Origin of the sequence: Enterobacter sp. SLBN-59 (assembly GCF_024807915.1) — a bacterium.
In the GTDB taxonomy this organism is placed as follows: domain Bacteria; phylum Pseudomonadota; class Gammaproteobacteria; order Enterobacterales; family Enterobacteriaceae; genus Enterobacter; species Enterobacter asburiae_B.
In genome coordinates, this window is sequence record NZ_JANUFI010000001.1 from 1,751,809 (window position 1) to 1,766,129 (window position 14,321).

Sequence of the window (14,321 nt, forward strand, 5' to 3'; positions counted from 1 at the left end):
ATATCCAATTAATTATTGACTGATATAATCCTCTTATTAGTATTGACGCTACAGTCAGGTATTTATTCCTCAGGATGAGAATAAGCATGTCAATTTATAAATACCCTTTAAACCAGGATGTTCTTACCGCTGCTCGGGAGCGAATAAAATGGACGCTCGAAAACTTACCCAGAATCTGTGTTTCTTTTTCAGGAGGTAAAGACTCCACCGTCATGCTGCATCTGGTTGCCCGGCAGGCGCGACTGATGAACATCAAAATAGATGTGCTCTTTATCGACTGGGAAGCGCAGTTTTCCCATACCATTATCCATGTGGAACATATGCGCGAGTTGTACAGCGATGTCATCGACCATTTCTGGTGGGTCGCGCTCCCCCTGACAACGCAAAATTCACTGTCGCAATTCCAGCCGGAATGGCAATGCTGGGAACCCGGCACCCAATGGGTCCGCCAGCCTCCTGACGATGCGATAACCGATCCCGCTTTTTTTCCCTTCTACCAGCCAGGCATGACGTTTGAAACCTTTGTCCGCGGTTTCTCCGACTGGTTCTCTCGCAATCGCCCGGCGGCGGTACTGATTGGCATCCGCGCCGATGAGTCATACAACCGTTTTCTGGCTGTCGCGTCGGCGCGTAAACAGCGGTTTGCCGACGATAAACCCTGGACAACCGTCGCACCGGGAGGACATGCCTGGTATATCTACCCTCTCTACGACTGGAAAACCGCCGATATATGGACCTGGTTCGCCAAATCAGGGTGTTGCTATAACCCACTCTATGACCTGATGTTTCAGGCCGGCGTGCCGCTACGCTACATGCGGATTTGTGAACCCTTTGGTCCGGAACAGCGCCAGGGATTATGGCTCTACCACGTTGTTGAGCCCGATCGCTGGGCGGCCATGTGTGAGCGCGTGAGCGGTGCGCGCAGCGGGGGGATGTACGCCGGACACGATAACCATTTTTATGGTCACCGAAAAATACTGAAACCCGAACACCTGTGCTGGCGCGAATATGCCATGCTGCTCCTCGACAGCATGCCGCAAAATACGGCTGAGCATTACCGCAATAAAATCGCCATTTATCTGCACTGGTATCAGAAGAGAGGCGCAGAGGATATTCCCGATACGCAGGACGGTGACATCGGTGCCAAAGATGTTCCCTCATGGCGCCGTATTTGTAAGGTTCTCCTGAATAACGACTACTGGTGCAGGGCGCTATCGTTCAGCCCAAATAAACCCAAACATTATCAGCGCTACAGCGACAGAGTGAAGGCGAAACGCAAGGAGTGGGGCATATTATGCGACAAAAACTAATCAACGAGATGGAAACGTACCTTCAGTCACTTCCCGAAGAGGAACGCATTAACGCCATAAATGCTTTTCGTGAAGCGATCCATAAACACAGTCCGTTTCGTGCGCAACCGATAGACTGCGTCCTCTGGATCAGACAGGACGCTATTACCGCTAACGACTACAACCCCAATAACGTTGCCCCGCCAGAAAAACGGCTGCTCAGTAAGTCGCTGGAACTCGATGGATTCACCCAACCTATCGTTGTGACAGAAAGTGAACCGCAACATTACGAAATTGTGGATGGTTTTCATCGCCATGAAATCGGTAAAAATCGGGCGGCACTGAAGCACCAGCTCAAGGGTTATCTTCCTGTCACCTTCCTGCGCCAGGACCGACAGGATAAACATGACCGTATGGCTGCCACTATTCGTCACAACCGGGCGCGGGGTCGACACCAGATTAACGCTATGTCGGAGATCGTTCGCGAGCTGGTGCAGCTTGGCTGGAATGACGAGAGAATAAGCAAGGAGCTGGGAATGGACAGCGATGAAGTCTTGCGCCTCAAGCAAATCAACGGTCTGCTGGAGCTGTTTGCAGACCGTCGTTACTCAGAAGCCTGGACGGTGAAATAATCAGAGCGTGTTAAGGCGCTCTGCCGCCGCCAGCAGCGTCGATTCCTGCTTCGCAAAGCAAAGACGAATCAGCTTATGCGGGAAGGGATCGGCGCAGAATACAGACAGCGGAATGGCGGCCACGCCCACCTCTTTCGTCAGCCACTGGCAGAAACTCACGTCGTCCAGATCCGATATCGCACTGTAGTCGGCGAGCAGGAAATAGGTCCCTTCTGAGGGCAAAATTTCCAGACGACTTTTGCTGAGCGCCGTCACAAACAGATCCCGACGTTCACGATAGAAGTGCGGCAGCTCGCGATAGTGCTCCGGCTCGGCGCGCAGCATATCCGCCAGCGCCAGCTGAGCCGGCGTGTTCACGGCAAAGGTCAGGTACTGGTGCACCTTGCGCAGCTCGGCGCTGATAGCCGCCGGTGCGACGCAGTAGCCCACTTTCCAGCCGGTCATATGGTAAGTCTTACCGAACGATGAGACGGCGATAGCACGCTCGCGAAGCTGCGGATGGGCCAGCACGCTGGCGTGTCCTTCTTCTGCAAAGCAGATGTGCTCGTAGACTTCATCGCTGAGCACGTAAATTTCACGCTCCGCAATCGCCTGCCACAGCGCGGCTAAATCGGCCTTTTGCCACACCGTCGCCGACGGGTTGTGCGGGGTATTCAGGATCACCAGGCGGGTTTTGTCGCTCAGCAGCGCAGCAAACGCCTGCCAGTCAGGGCGAAAATGCGGCGGCTGAAGCGCCACGCGCTTCACCACACCGCCGGAGAGTTCAACTGCAGGCGCATAGCTGTCGTAGCTCGGATCAAAGCAGATAACTTCATCGCCCGTACGCACCAGCGCGGTGATGGCCGCATAGAGCGCTTCGGTCGCCCCTGCCGTCACCGTAATATCGCTGTTCGCATCGGGCTTATGGCCGTACAGCTCCGCCGTTTTATCCGCAATGGCTTCCCGCAGCGCCTGCACGCCCGTCATCGGCGCATACTGATTCGCCCCCTGCGCCACGTGGTACGCCAGGCGCTCCTGCAGATAGGTCGGGCCGTCGAAATCCGGGAATCCCTGAGAAAGGTTAATGGCGTTGTGCTGCTGCGCCAGAGCGCTCATCTGCGTAAAGATGGTAGTACCGAGATTGGGAAGTTTACTCTGAGGAATCAATGCGTTATTGCTCATTGTGTCGTGCCTGCTTGTAATACTTATGTTGCTGCCACTATAACACGATGTTAGTCTTTGGCAATCAAGACGCTTAGACGTCTACACCCTAAATAATTCGAGTTGCAGGAAGGCGGCAAGGGAACGAATCCCCGGGAGCGTACATAAGTACGTGACTGGGGTGAGTGAGTGCAGCCAACGCACCTGCAACTTGAAGTATGACGGGTATAAACCATATGAATATTTCTGGCCGCGAGGGTAAAAGGAAATGACAGACAACCTGCAACTCACACATCTTGTCGACGCCTGCCGCTGGATTGGCGCCAAAGGCTGGGCACCCGCCACCGGCGGCAACATGTCGGTGCGTCAGGACGAGCGCCTCTGCTGGCTCAGCGAATCCGGCAAAGACAAAGGCAGCCTGACAACGGCGGATTTTCTGCAGGTTGAAATCGCCACCAACCGCGCGCCGTCTGGCCGCAGGCCGTCGGCGGAAACCGGTCTTCACACGCTGATTTATCGCCTGTTCCCGGAAGCCAACGCCGTCCTGCACGTTCATACCGTCAACGCCACGGTGCTGTCGCGTCTGGTCAAAGAAGCCGAGCTCAACATCAGCGGCTTTGAGATGCAAAAATCCCTCACCGGGCAGACCACGCATCTGGATACGGTGGCTATCCCGGTCTTTGATAACGACCAGGATATTGACGCCCTCGCCTCCCGAATCGCCCATTACGCACAGGAACGCCCGCTTAATTATGGTTTTCTTCTGCGCGGTCATGGCTTAACCTGCTGGGGACGCGACGTGGCCGAGGCCCGCCGTCATCTGGAAGGACTAGAATTCTTATTTGAATGCGAAATGCGTTTACGACAACTGGAGAGAGTATGATTCGCGCGATTGTGACGGATATTGAAGGGACCACCAGCGATATCCGTTTTGTCCATGACGTTTTGTTCCCCTACGCGCGTGAGCGGCTGGCGGCCTTCGTGACCGCGCAGCAGTACGCCGAGCCGGTCAAATCCATTCTGGACAACCTGCGTGATGAAATCGGTCACCCGCACGCCAGCGTCAGCGAGCTTATCGACGCCCTGTTTGCCTTTATGGATGAAGACCGCAAATCCACGGCGCTCAAAGCCCTGCAGGGGATCATCTGGCATGACGGCTACGTGAACGGCGACTTTACCGGCCACCTCTACCCGGACGTACTGCCTGCGCTGGAAAAGTGGAAAGCGCAAGGGATTGATCTCTATGTTTATTCCTCTGGCTCCGTCGCCGCGCAGAAACTGTTATTTGGCTACAGCGACGAAGGTGATATTACTCATCTGTTCAGCGGCTATTTTGATACCCACATCGGCGCCAAGCGCGAGGTGCAGTCCTATCAGAACATTTCGGCACAAACGGGCATCGCCCCGTCGCAGATCCTGTTCCTGTCCGATATTCATCAGGAGCTGGACGCGGCTGAACAGGCAGGTTTTCGCACACTGCAGCTGATTCGCGGTGATGATGACGGCGCAAGCCATCACCATCAGGTCCACCAGTTTGACGAGATTAATCCGGAGCAGATCCCTTCATGAGCGCATTGACCATTTATTCCGATAAAGACGCCAGTCAACACCAGTGGCACAGCACCGACGCCGCCGAGATCGCCCAGCAGCTCAATGCCAAAGGCGTGCGGTTTGAACGCTGGGCGGCGGATCGCGATTTAGGACACGATCCCGCGCCCGAAGCCGTGATCGCGGCGTATCAGCATGCGATCGACAAGCTGGTGGCGGAAAAAGGCTACCAAAGCTGGGACGTGATCAGCCTGCGCGCCGACAACCCGCAGAAAGAGGCGCTGCGCGCGAAGTTCCTGAACGAACACACCCACGGCGAAGACGAAGTGCGCTTCTTCGTGGAAGGCGCGGGGCTGTTCTGCCTGCACATTGGCGATGAGGTGTATCAGGTGCTGTGCGAGAAAAACGACCTGATTTCCGTACCCGCGGGCACGCCGCACTGGTTTGATATGGGCTCAGAGCCGAACTTTACCGCCATTCGTATTTTCGACAACCCGGAAGGCTGGGTGGCGCAGTTTACGGGCGATGCCATCGCGGATGCGTATCCACGGTTGGCATAGGTAAAAGCAAAACGGCAGCTAGAGCTGCCGTTTTTAGTGTTTGCTCCCTCTCCCTGTGGGAGAGGGTCGGGGTGAGGGCATCAGGCCGCTCGAGCTTCAACGCTCCAGTCCTTTCACATAACCCACCAGCTGATCCAGCACAATCCCCCACCCTTCGTGGAAGCCCATCTGCTCATGCTGCTCGCGGATTTCCTTCGTCGGATGACGCGCAATCGCCGTGTAGCGGGTCTTGCCCTCGCCCACATCCTCCAGCAGCAGGATCGCCGTCATAAACGGCTTTTCGGCCGGTTTCCAGCCTTCGGTATAGCCGTCGGTAAAGACCAGCTTTTTACCCGGGTCGATTTCAAGAAATACGCCCCGGTTATCCATCCGCTGACCGTCCACCTCAAACACGGTGTTGAACCGCCCGCCCACGCGGAGATCGAGATCGCATTCGGTCACCTTATGGGGAGCAGGAATGAAGAAGTTTTTGATGTGTTCCGGCGTGGTCCAGCACAGCCACAGCAGGTCGCGCGGTGCATCCACCACGCGCTCCAGTTTTAAGTCAGTTTCAGGATCCAGCGTCACGATATTGTCCTCTCAAGGGAACCCCTTAAAGGATAGCCGGACTCAGGCGAATTTCCCGTTTGCCACCGCTTCCGGCGTGACTACGCCCGTATCCAGCACCCAGCCGCTGATCAGCGAGGCAGGTGTGACGTCAAACGCCGGGTTATAGACCTGCGCGTTTTCCGGCGCCCACTGCACCGCGCCAAAGCTTCCGGCCACGCCCGTCACCTCGCTGGCGGCGCGCTGCTCAATGGGGATCGCATCCCCGTTCGGGCAGTCCGGATCGAGGGTCGTTTGCGGGGCGGCCACGTAGAACGGAATGCCGTGGAACTTCGCCAGCACCGCCAGGGAATAGGTACCGATCTTGTTCGCCACGTCGCCGTTGGCGGCAATGCGGTCTGCGCCCACCCACACGGCGTCCACTTCCCCTTTTGCCATCAGGCTGGCGGCCATGGAGTCGGTAATCAGCCGATACGGCACGCCCAGCTCGCCTAGCTCCCACGCGGTCAATCTGCCGCCCTGCAGCAGCGGACGGGTTTCATCCACCCAGACGTTGCTGACGTTACCCTCCTGATGCGCGCGGGCAATCACGCCCAATGCGGTGCCAACGCCCGCCGTTGCCAGCCCGCCGGTGTTGCAGTGGGTCAGCAGACGGCTGCCGGGCTTCACCAGCGCGCTGCCGGCTTTGGCAATCGCGTCGCAAAGACGTTTGTCTTCGTCAATCAGGCGCAGCGCTTCGGCCACCAGCGCCGGTACAAAATCCTCCTGCCACAGGGCGAGCTTCATGCGGTCAAGATTGTTCATGAGGTTCACCGCCGTCGGGCGGGATGCGCGCAGGGTTTCCAGCGCCGCCGCCAGCTCGTCTCGGCTTTTGCCGTTTTCCGCCAGCAGCGCCAGCAGCAGGCTTGCAGAGAGACCAATCAGCGGCGCGCCGCGCACGCGCAGGGCGTGGATATGTCCGACCAGCGCCTCTACCGTCGAGGCATCCAGCCAGCGTTTCTCCTGCGGAAGCGCCTGCTGATCGAGAATAAAGAGCTGATTATCCGCCACCCGCAGGCTGGTCGTCTGTAATGTCTGCATGTCGTTAATTCCCTGTTGCGTTGTTGTAGCACATTGTGTCAGGATGAATCCAGATGTATAGACGTCTACATGTCTTAATTAGAAAACTCGTGAGGAGCAGGCCATGTCGCAATACCGTACTTTTACCGCTCAGGACGCCGTGGAGTATGCCAGGCAGTTTGGCGGACTTGACGATCCTTCATCGCTGGTAGAGGCGCAGGAAGTAGGCGACGGCAACCTCAATCTGGTATTCAAAATTTTCGACGGCGCGGGCGTGAGCCGCATCGTCGTTAAGCAGGCGCTGCCCTACGTGCGCTGCGTCGGCGAGTCCTGGCCGCTGACGCTGGACCGCGCCCGCCTTGAAGCACAAACCCTGGTCGAGCACTACCAGCACAGCCCGCAGCACACCGTGAAAATCCACCACTTTGACCCGGAGCTGGCGGTGATGGTGATGGAAGATCTCTCCAGCCATCGCATCTGGCGCGGCGAGCTGATTAAAAACATTTACTACCCGCAGGCGGCCCGTCAGCTGGGCGAATACCTCGCGCACGCGCTGTTCCACACCAGCGATTTCTACCTGCACCCGCACGCGAAAAAAGCGCAGGTGGCGAAATTCATCAACCCGGAGATGTGCGAGATCACCGAAGATCTGTTCTTCAACGATCCGTACCAGATCCACGAACGCAACAGCTACCCGGCCGAGCTGGAAAATGACGTCGCGGCCCTGCGCGACGACGCTCAGCTTAAAATTGCCGTGGCCTCCCTGAAGCACCGCTTCTTCTCGCACGCCGAAGCGCTCCTGCACGGCGATATTCACAGCGGCTCGATTTTTGTGGCTGACGGCAGCCTGAAGGCCATCGACGCCGAGTTCGGCTACTTTGGCCCGATTGGCTTTGACGTCGGTACCGCCATCGGCAACCTGCTGCTGAACTTCTGCGGCCTGCCGGGGCATCTGGGCATTCGCGATGCCGCCGCCGCGCGCGAGCAGCGCCTGACCGATATTCAGGAGCTGTGGAACACCTTCGCGGAACGCTTCCAGGCGCTGGCAAACGAGAAAACGCGCGACGCCGCGCTCGGCGCGCCGGGCTATGCCTCCGCGTTCCTGAAAAAGGTCTGGCATGACGCCATCGGCTTCTGCGGCACCGAGCTCATTCGCCGCAGCGTCGGGCTTTCCCACGTCGCGGATATCGACACCATCCAGGACGAGGCGATGCGCCACGAGTGCCTGCGCCACGCGATTACGCTCGGTAAAGCGCTGATAGTCATTGCCGACCGCATCAACAGCGCCGAAGATCTGGTGGCACGGGTGCGGCAGTACAGCTGATTACATTTGGTTTTCTCCCTCTCCCTGTGGGAGAGGGCCGGGATGAGGGCATCAAACCGCACTCATCCCAGATACTCAATCACCGACAGCCCGCCGTTATAATCCGTGCTGTAAATTATCCCCTGCGCATCCACAAACACGTCGCACGACTGGATCACCTGCGGGCGATTCGGCCGCGTGTCCATCATTCTCTCCGGCGCGGCGGGCACCAGCGCACCGGTTTCCACCGGTCGATACGGATTGGAAATGTCATACGCCCGCACGCCCGCGTTCTGATAGGTCGCAAAAATCAGCGTCGAGCTGACGAAGCTCCCCGGCCGGTTCTCGTGCAGGTTATGCGGGCCAAAATGCGCCCCTTTCGCCACGTAGTCGGTTTCATCCGGCTGCGGGAAGGTCGAGATGCTGACCGGGTTCGACGGCTCGCGGATATCAAACAGCCAGATCAGCTTTTCGCCGTCCTCCTGGTTATCGAGCACCGCTTCGTCCAGCACCACCAGCAAATCGCGGTCCGGCAGCGGCAGCGCGGTGTGCGTCCCGCCGCCAAACGGCGGACTCCAGTTGCGGTGGCTAATCAGCTTCGGCCGGGTGCGGTCCTTCACGTCCAGCAGCGTCAGGCCGCCGTCGCGCCAGCTGCCGTAGGCGGTATCGCCCGCGATAATCGCGTGGTGCAGCGCGTAGCGTTTCCCTTCCGGCCAGTTCGGCGTCTCCCCTTCGGCCTGGTTCATCCCCGGCAGCCACCAGCGCCCCGCCACTTCAGGCTTACGCGGGTCCGCCAGATCGATGGTCAGAAAAATGTAGTCGGTAAAGCCGTCGATCAGCGCTGACACATACGCCCAGCGGCCGCCGACGTACCAGATGCGGTGGATGCCGATGCCGCTCAGCGACAGAAAGCCGATTTCGCGCGGCCTGTCGGGCGTGGAGATATCAAACACCCGCAGCCCGGCGCTCCAGCCTTTGTCCTGCACGTCGCTGACGGTCTCCCCCACCTGGCGTGTGTAGTAGACCTTCTCGTCGGCAAAGCGGGCATCGGCAAACAGATCCCGGGCGTTAATCACCAGCAGCAGGTCGTCATGCGCCTGCAGATGCACGTTCCAGGTGCCGGGCGGCGCGGGCACGTAGCCCGCCGCTTTCGGGTTTTTCGGGTCGCGCACGTCGACAATCGAAAAGCCCTGCGACACCATATGGCCGATATAGGCGAAACCGCGATGGACCATCAGCTGCACGCCGTCCGGGCGACCGCCCTGATCGCTATGGCCAATCAGCCGCATATTGCGGCTGTATTCTGGAAGGGGTACTTGCGTCACCTGTTAGCTCCTTTGGGTTTTCCCCCTCTCCCTGCGGGAGAGGGCCGGGGTGAGGGCATCAGGCCGCACCTGACGCCACCCGGCGTGGTTTTATTTATTTTTCGCTTCCAGCGTCGCAAACCACGGCGCGATAAAATCTTCCGTCTGGCCCCAGCCCGGAATGATTTTCCCCAGCGACGCCACGTTCACCGGGCCCGGCTGGGCGGTCAGCAGCGCCTGAGGAATGGCCGCCGCTTTGAAATCGTAGGTCGCAGGCGTCGCTTCCCCGGCAATCTTGTTCGCCACCAGACGCACGTTAGTTGCGCCAATCAGCTTCGGATCCACCGCCACGCTCACCTTCCACGCGCTGCCCGGCTCGCGCATCAGCTGCAGATCCTGGTTAGAGATGTCGATGCTGTAGAGCTTAATCTCGGTGCGGCCGTTCTCTTTCAGCGCCTTATACGCGCCCTGGCTGAAGGCGTCCCAGGTTCCCCAGATGGCGTCGATTTTGCCTTTCGGGTATTTCGCCAGGATCGCCCCCACCTTGTTGGCGGTATCCCCCTGCACGTCAGAGGACACGGCGCCGATAGACTCCAGCTCTTTGATGTCCGGATACTGCTTTTGCAGCTCTTTATAGGCCGCCTGACGACGCTCCATCGGCGGGAAGCCCGCCACCCACAGCTTGACGATATTGGCCTTGCCGTTGAAATCTTTCGCCAGCTGGCCGAAGGAGAGGTTCGTCAGGGAGGCATCGTCCTGCTGGGTGACGGTCACGCCAGGGATCTCGCCGTTAACCGCCGTATCAAAGACGGAGACTTTGATCCCGGCATCCACCGCTTTCTTCACCAGCGCGGTGGAGTACGGATCGCGCCCCTGAGAGAGAATAATCCCGTCGTACTTCTGGCTGATGGCCTGGTTCACAAAGTCCTGGAATTTGGCGTCGTCCCCGTTGCTTAAAAAGGTGCTGACCTTAAAGCCGAGCTTCTTCCCTTCCTGAATTGCGCCAGCAATAAACTGCGTGGTGTTGTCATCTGAGCCGAGGTTACGGATCACCGCGATGCGGATCGGGCCGTCATGGTTCGCAATGGCTGCCGGAAGCGGCGCGGGCGTGGCCGCGAAGCCTGGCAGAGCCGTGAGCAACCCAAGTGCCACCAAAGAGAGTGCAATCTTTTTCATTTTTTTATCCCGTTGTGTTGTCAGCGTTTTTGTATGTAGGTAATCGCCAGCGCTACCGCGAGCACCAGCCCTTTTATAATGTCCATGGCGTAATACGGCACGGAGAGCATCACCAGCCCGTTCGACAGCACGCCGAGAATGACCGCCCCAACCAGGGTTCCCAGCGCGTTCGGCTTGCCGGATCCGGCCAGCGAGAAGCCAATCCACGCCGCCGCCACCGCATCCATCAGGTATCCGCCGCCCGCATTCACCTGCGACGAGCCGATGCGTGAAGCCAGCAAAATCCCTCCCAGACCCGCCAGCAGCGAGGCAATCACGTAGGCCGCCACCTTGTAGCGCGTGGTGCGAATGCCGGAGAGGCGCGCGGCTTCGGGGTTACCGCCGATGGCGTACATGCGTCGGCCATGCGTAGTGAGCGACAGGCCCAGCTGCGCCAGCACGGTCACCACCAGCATGACGATCACGATGGTCGGCACCTGCCCCAGCAGGCTGAACGCCGCCGGAATGGTCCCTTCCGCCATGTCGCCGCTCGGCAGCACCATGTTCTCGGTAATCGACCCGCCGTAGCTGTAGGTCATCGCCACGCCCTGGATCACAAACAGGCTGGCAAGCGTCGCCAGCATGTCCGGAATGCGCAGGATGACAATGAGAAAAGCGTTAAACAGCCCCACCAGCGTGCAGAGCGCGAGGGTGATCAGAATCGACTCGGCGGTGCCAAAGCCGTGCCAGACGAAAAGTGAAATCACCAGCGCGTTCGCCAGCGAGGCGGTGGATCCCACGGAGAGATCGAACCCGCCGATGGTCAACGAGATCGACACGCCAATGGCAATCACCGTCACGATGGCAATCGAGCGCAGAATATTGATGATGTTGTTCGGATCGAGGAAGCTGTCCGACGCCAGGCCAAAGACGGCCACCAGCGCGACGACGGTTAACAGCATGCCCCACCTGTAGAGAAAATCGAAAATCTGCTGGCGGCCAGACGCCGCCGCGTTCACTGAAAGGGCCTTGCTCACGACGCCGTTCCTCCGGTTGAATAATAAAGTAGTGTTTCTTCGCGGGCCTCGGCCCCGGCGATTTCCGCCACGATGCGTCCGTCCCACAGGACGCAGATGCGGTCGCATAGCCCGACCAGCTCGGAAAACTCGCCCGAGGCGTAAATCACCCCTTTGCCCTCGCGCGCCAGGCCGTCAATCAGCTGGAACAGATCGGTTTTGGCCTTCACGTCCACGCCTTTGGTCGGCTCGTCGAATATCAGCACGCTGGCGTCATTGCGCAGCCATTTACCGATGGCGACCTTCTGCTGGTTGCCGCCGGAAAGACGGCGCAGCACCTGCCCCGGCCCACGCGCGCGCACGCCGACGCGGGCGATGACCTCTTCCGCCCAGCGCCACGCCTGACGATGGCCAAACAGGCTCCAGCGCGAAAAGCTGTTATCGGCGCACACGGCGAGGTTCATGCTCACCGGCTCGTCGATAAAAATGCCCTCTTTCCGCCGCTCCTCCGGCACCAGCGCCAGACCGCGCAGCACGGAGTCGGCCGGGTCGCGCGGCTGCCAGGATTGATGATTTAGCTCACCGCGCGTCACGCGGCTTTTGCTGGCGCCAAACAGCGCCTTGCAGAGTTCGGTTTTCCCCGCCCCCGCCAGCCCGGCAATCCCGAGAATTTCGCCTTTGCGCAGGTGCAGGGAGATATCTTTCAGCAGCGCGTCGTCGTGAAGCCCCTCAACGCGTAACAGCGTTTCGTCGCCGTGCGGCGGCCGCGCGGGCGGATAGATATCGCTCAGCACGTGGCCGAGCATCTTCTCGACGATCGCTTCGCCGCTTAGATCGGCCATCGGGCCGGACTCGATCAGCTTGCCGTCGCGCAGCACCGTCAGGGTGTCGCAGATGGCCTTCAGCTCGTGAATGCGGTGAGAGATAAATACCACGCCGATGCCCTGCTGCTTTAAACGTCTCACTACCGCAAACAGGCGCTCGCTCTCGTGCGCGTCCAGCGGCGCGGTGGGTTCATCAAGAATCAAAAAACGGCAGTGATGGGACAGCGCCCGCGCCAGCAAAATCTGCTGCTTTTCGGCCAGCGAACAGCCGTCGATGGAACGGCGAACGTCCAGCGTCACGTCGAGCTGCGCCAGCGCCTGTCTCGCCTGCTGGCGGATAGCGCGCCAGCTGAAGCGATGCCCCGGCTGCGCCAGCTGGTCGAGCATGATGTTCTCGGCAATGCTTAACCCCGGGATCAGCGCTACGTCCACTTCCTGCTGCACAAGGTGGATCCCCAGCCGTTTGGCATCGAGCGGTTCGCGGATGCTCACCGGCTGGTTGTTGATGCTGATCTCACCCTCATAGTGGTCGTGCGTCCCGCACAGCACCGCCATCAGGGTCGATTTTCCCGCGCCGTTGGCACCGGTCAGCGCGTGTACGGATCCGCCGGTTAAGGTGAAATTCACGCGCGACAGCGCCTGAAAGCCGGAAAAGGCCAGGCTGATACCGCGCATCTCAAGGCGACTGGAAACCATCCGCGTAAATCCTTCATTACTCTTCTGATTTATCGAATTTTTCACAGCTCCGGTTGACTGACAACGACGGAAAAGGCATAAGTTAAAGCGAAATATTATTAGCCATCCGGATGTCCAGACATAACATCGGGTTAGCGCTTCCGCAAAAAGGACACCATCATGAGCAACACCGATATCCGCGTCGTGCCTGGCCCGGCGAACTACTTCTCTCATCCCGGAAGCCTTGCGCAGCTGGATAACTTCTTTACCCCGGAACAGCTTTCCCGCGCGGTGTGGATTTACGGCGAGCGCGCTATCGAAGGCGCGCGCCCTTTCCTGCCGGCGAGCTTTAACGCGCCGGGAGCGAAACGCCTGCTGTTTAAAGGCCACTGCAGCGAGCGCGACGTCACCCATCTGGTGAATGAATCCGGCAGCGACGCCAGCGTGGTGATTGGCGTCGGCGGCGGCGCGGTACTGGATACCGTCAAGGCCGTGGCGCGCAGCTTAGGGGTGCCGTTCGTGGGTATCCCCACCATTGCCGCCACCTGTGCGGCGTGGACCCCGCTTTCCGTCTGGTACAACGATGCCGGACAGGCGCTGCATTTTGAGATCTTCGACGACGCCAACTTCCTGGTGCTGGTGGAGCCGCAGATCGTCCTCAACGCCCCGGCGGAGTACCTGCTGGCGGGCATCGGCGATACGCTGGCGAAGTGGTACGAAGCGGTGGTATTGGCACCAGAGCCGGAGAACCTGCCGCTGACCGTGCGGCTGGGCATTAACGGCGCGCTGGCGATCCGCGACGTGCTGCTGGCGCGCAGCGAAGAGGCGCTGGCCGACCAGCAGCGCGGCGAACAGACGCAGGCGTTCCGGGACGTGGTCGATGCAATCATCGCCGGCGGCGGGATGGTCGGCGGCCTGGGCGAACGCTATACGCGCGTGGCGGCGGCGCATGCGGTACACAACGGCTTAACCGTGCTGCCGCAGACGGAAAAATACCTGCACGGCACCAAGGTGGCCTACGGCATTCTGGTGCAGAGCGCCCTGCTCGGCCAGGACGACGTGCTGGCGCAGCTGGTCGCGGCGTACCAGCGTTTTAACCTGCCGACCACGCTTCGCGAGCTGGACGTCGACATCAATAACCGCGACGAGTTGGATCGGGTCATCGCCCACACCCTGCGCCCGGTGGAGTCGATTCACTATTTACCTGTTACGTTAACGCCTGACGTTCTGCGCGCCGCGTTTGAGAAAGTGGAATCCTTCAGCCGTTGAT

At 59.4% G+C, this 14,321-nt stretch carries 14 protein-coding genes; 7 read left to right on the forward strand and 7 right to left on the reverse strand.

Annotation, left to right across the window (positions count from 1 at the left end):
- Positions 1-86 precede the first annotated feature (86 nt).
- Complete coding sequence (locus M2422_RS08345) at positions 87-1,310, forward strand: phosphoadenosine phosphosulfate reductase (RefSeq protein ID WP_058841802.1); 1,224 nt, start codon at positions 87-89, stop codon at positions 1,308-1,310.
- Entirely contained in the window at positions 1,295-1,921 is a 627-nt protein-coding gene (locus M2422_RS08350) for a ParB/RepB/Spo0J family partition protein (RefSeq protein ID WP_048975886.1), read from the forward strand. Before M2422_RS08345 ends, M2422_RS08350 begins: the two co-directional genes overlap by 16 nt.
- On the opposite strand, the gene M2422_RS08355 is transcribed toward M2422_RS08350, so the two are convergent.
- Complete coding sequence (locus tag M2422_RS08355) at positions 1,922-3,082, reverse strand: pyridoxal phosphate-dependent aminotransferase (protein WP_064673635.1); 1,161 nt, start codon at positions 3,080-3,082, stop codon at positions 1,922-1,924.
- Positions 3,083-3,329: 247 nt separating this feature from the next.
- Here M2422_RS08355 and M2422_RS08360 point away from each other — a divergent pair, with 247 nt between their 5' ends.
- From M2422_RS08360 to M2422_RS08370, 3 genes are read left to right on the forward strand one after another with little or no spacing between them, the layout of a single operon-like run.
- Positions 3,330-3,944, forward strand: a complete 615-nt coding sequence (locus M2422_RS08360; RefSeq protein WP_033144913.1) for a methylthioribulose 1-phosphate dehydratase — start codon at positions 3,330-3,332, stop codon at positions 3,942-3,944.
- Complete coding sequence (gene mtnC / locus M2422_RS08365) at positions 3,941-4,630, forward strand: acireductone synthase (protein WP_064673634.1); 690 nt, start codon at positions 3,941-3,943, stop codon at positions 4,628-4,630. The genes M2422_RS08360 and mtnC overlap by 4 nt, the downstream gene beginning before the upstream one ends.
- On the forward strand, positions 4,627-5,169 hold the full coding sequence (locus M2422_RS08370; RefSeq protein ID WP_023315605.1) for an acireductone dioxygenase: 543 nt from the start codon (positions 4,627-4,629) through the stop codon (positions 5,167-5,169). Before mtnC ends, M2422_RS08370 begins: the two co-directional genes overlap by 4 nt.
- Positions 5,170-5,265: 96 nt before the next feature.
- Here the strand turns inward: M2422_RS08370 and M2422_RS08375 are convergent, their stop codons facing one another.
- Positions 5,266-5,736: an SRPBCC family protein gene (locus tag M2422_RS08375; RefSeq protein WP_032641748.1), complete on the reverse strand. Its 471-nt coding sequence runs from the start codon at positions 5,734-5,736 to the stop codon at positions 5,266-5,268.
- A 42-nt stretch (positions 5,737-5,778) separates the two neighbouring features.
- Positions 5,779-6,795, reverse strand: a complete 1,017-nt coding sequence (gene mtnA, locus M2422_RS08380) for an S-methyl-5-thioribose-1-phosphate isomerase (RefSeq protein WP_064673633.1) — start codon at positions 6,793-6,795, stop codon at positions 5,779-5,781.
- Between the two features lie 103 nt (positions 6,796-6,898).
- Here mtnA and mtnK point away from each other — a divergent pair, with 103 nt between their 5' ends.
- Complete coding sequence (mtnK, locus tag M2422_RS08385; RefSeq protein WP_064673632.1) at positions 6,899-8,098, forward strand: S-methyl-5-thioribose kinase; 1,200 nt, start codon at positions 6,899-6,901, stop codon at positions 8,096-8,098.
- A 62-nt stretch (positions 8,099-8,160) separates the two neighbouring features.
- Here the strand turns inward: mtnK and M2422_RS08390 are convergent, their stop codons facing one another.
- From M2422_RS08390 to M2422_RS08405, 4 genes are all read right to left on the reverse strand, one after another.
- Positions 8,161-9,402: an LVIVD repeat-containing protein gene (locus tag M2422_RS08390; RefSeq protein WP_039264084.1), complete on the reverse strand. Its 1,242-nt coding sequence runs from the start codon at positions 9,400-9,402 to the stop codon at positions 8,161-8,163.
- Between the two features lie 90 nt (positions 9,403-9,492).
- Positions 9,493-10,557, reverse strand: coding sequence for a sugar ABC transporter substrate-binding protein (locus tag M2422_RS08395; protein WP_023310718.1), 1,065 nt, complete (start codon positions 10,555-10,557; stop codon positions 9,493-9,495).
- Positions 10,558-10,577: 20 nt separating this feature from the next.
- Positions 10,578-11,573: an ABC transporter permease gene (locus M2422_RS08400; protein ID WP_064673631.1), complete on the reverse strand. Its 996-nt coding sequence runs from the start codon at positions 11,571-11,573 to the stop codon at positions 10,578-10,580.
- Positions 11,570-13,072 (reverse strand): sugar ABC transporter ATP-binding protein, encoded by a 1,503-nt coding sequence (locus M2422_RS08405; protein ID WP_064673630.1) that lies wholly within the window; start codon positions 13,070-13,072, stop codon positions 11,570-11,572. The genes M2422_RS08400 and M2422_RS08405 overlap by 4 nt, the downstream gene beginning before the upstream one ends.
- Before the next feature lie 159 nt (positions 13,073-13,231).
- Here M2422_RS08405 and M2422_RS08410 point away from each other — a divergent pair, with 159 nt between their 5' ends.
- Complete coding sequence (locus M2422_RS08410; protein WP_064673629.1) at positions 13,232-14,320, forward strand: oxidoreductase; 1,089 nt, start codon at positions 13,232-13,234, stop codon at positions 14,318-14,320.
- Position 14,321: the final 1 nt, after the last annotated feature.

Coding starts and splice junctions, on each gene's coding strand:
- M2422_RS08345 (WP_058841802.1), top strand. CDS start 87: ATGTCAATTTATAAATACCCTTTAAACCAGGATGTTCTTACCGCTGCT.
- M2422_RS08405 (WP_064673630.1), bottom strand. CDS start 13,072: ATGGTTTCCAGTCGCCTTGAGATGCGCGGTATCAGCCTGGCCTTTTCC.
- M2422_RS08350 (WP_048975886.1), top strand. CDS start 1,295: ATGCGACAAAAACTAATCAACGAGATGGAAACGTACCTTCAGTCACTT.
- mtnC (WP_064673634.1), top strand. CDS start 3,941: ATGATTCGCGCGATTGTGACGGATATTGAAGGGACCACCAGCGATATC.
- M2422_RS08370 (WP_023315605.1), top strand. CDS start 4,627: ATGAGCGCATTGACCATTTATTCCGATAAAGACGCCAGTCAACACCAG.
- M2422_RS08410 (WP_064673629.1), top strand. CDS start 13,232: ATGAGCAACACCGATATCCGCGTCGTGCCTGGCCCGGCGAACTACTTC.
- M2422_RS08360 (WP_033144913.1), top strand. CDS start 3,330: ATGACAGACAACCTGCAACTCACACATCTTGTCGACGCCTGCCGCTGG.
- mtnA (WP_064673633.1), bottom strand. CDS start 6,795: ATGCAGACATTACAGACGACCAGCCTGCGGGTGGCGGATAATCAGCTC.
- M2422_RS08355 (WP_064673635.1), bottom strand. CDS start 3,082: ATGAGCAATAACGCATTGATTCCTCAGAGTAAACTTCCCAATCTCGGT.
- mtnK (WP_064673632.1), top strand. CDS start 6,899: ATGTCGCAATACCGTACTTTTACCGCTCAGGACGCCGTGGAGTATGCC.
- M2422_RS08395 (WP_023310718.1), bottom strand. CDS start 10,557: ATGAAAAAGATTGCACTCTCTTTGGTGGCACTTGGGTTGCTCACGGCT.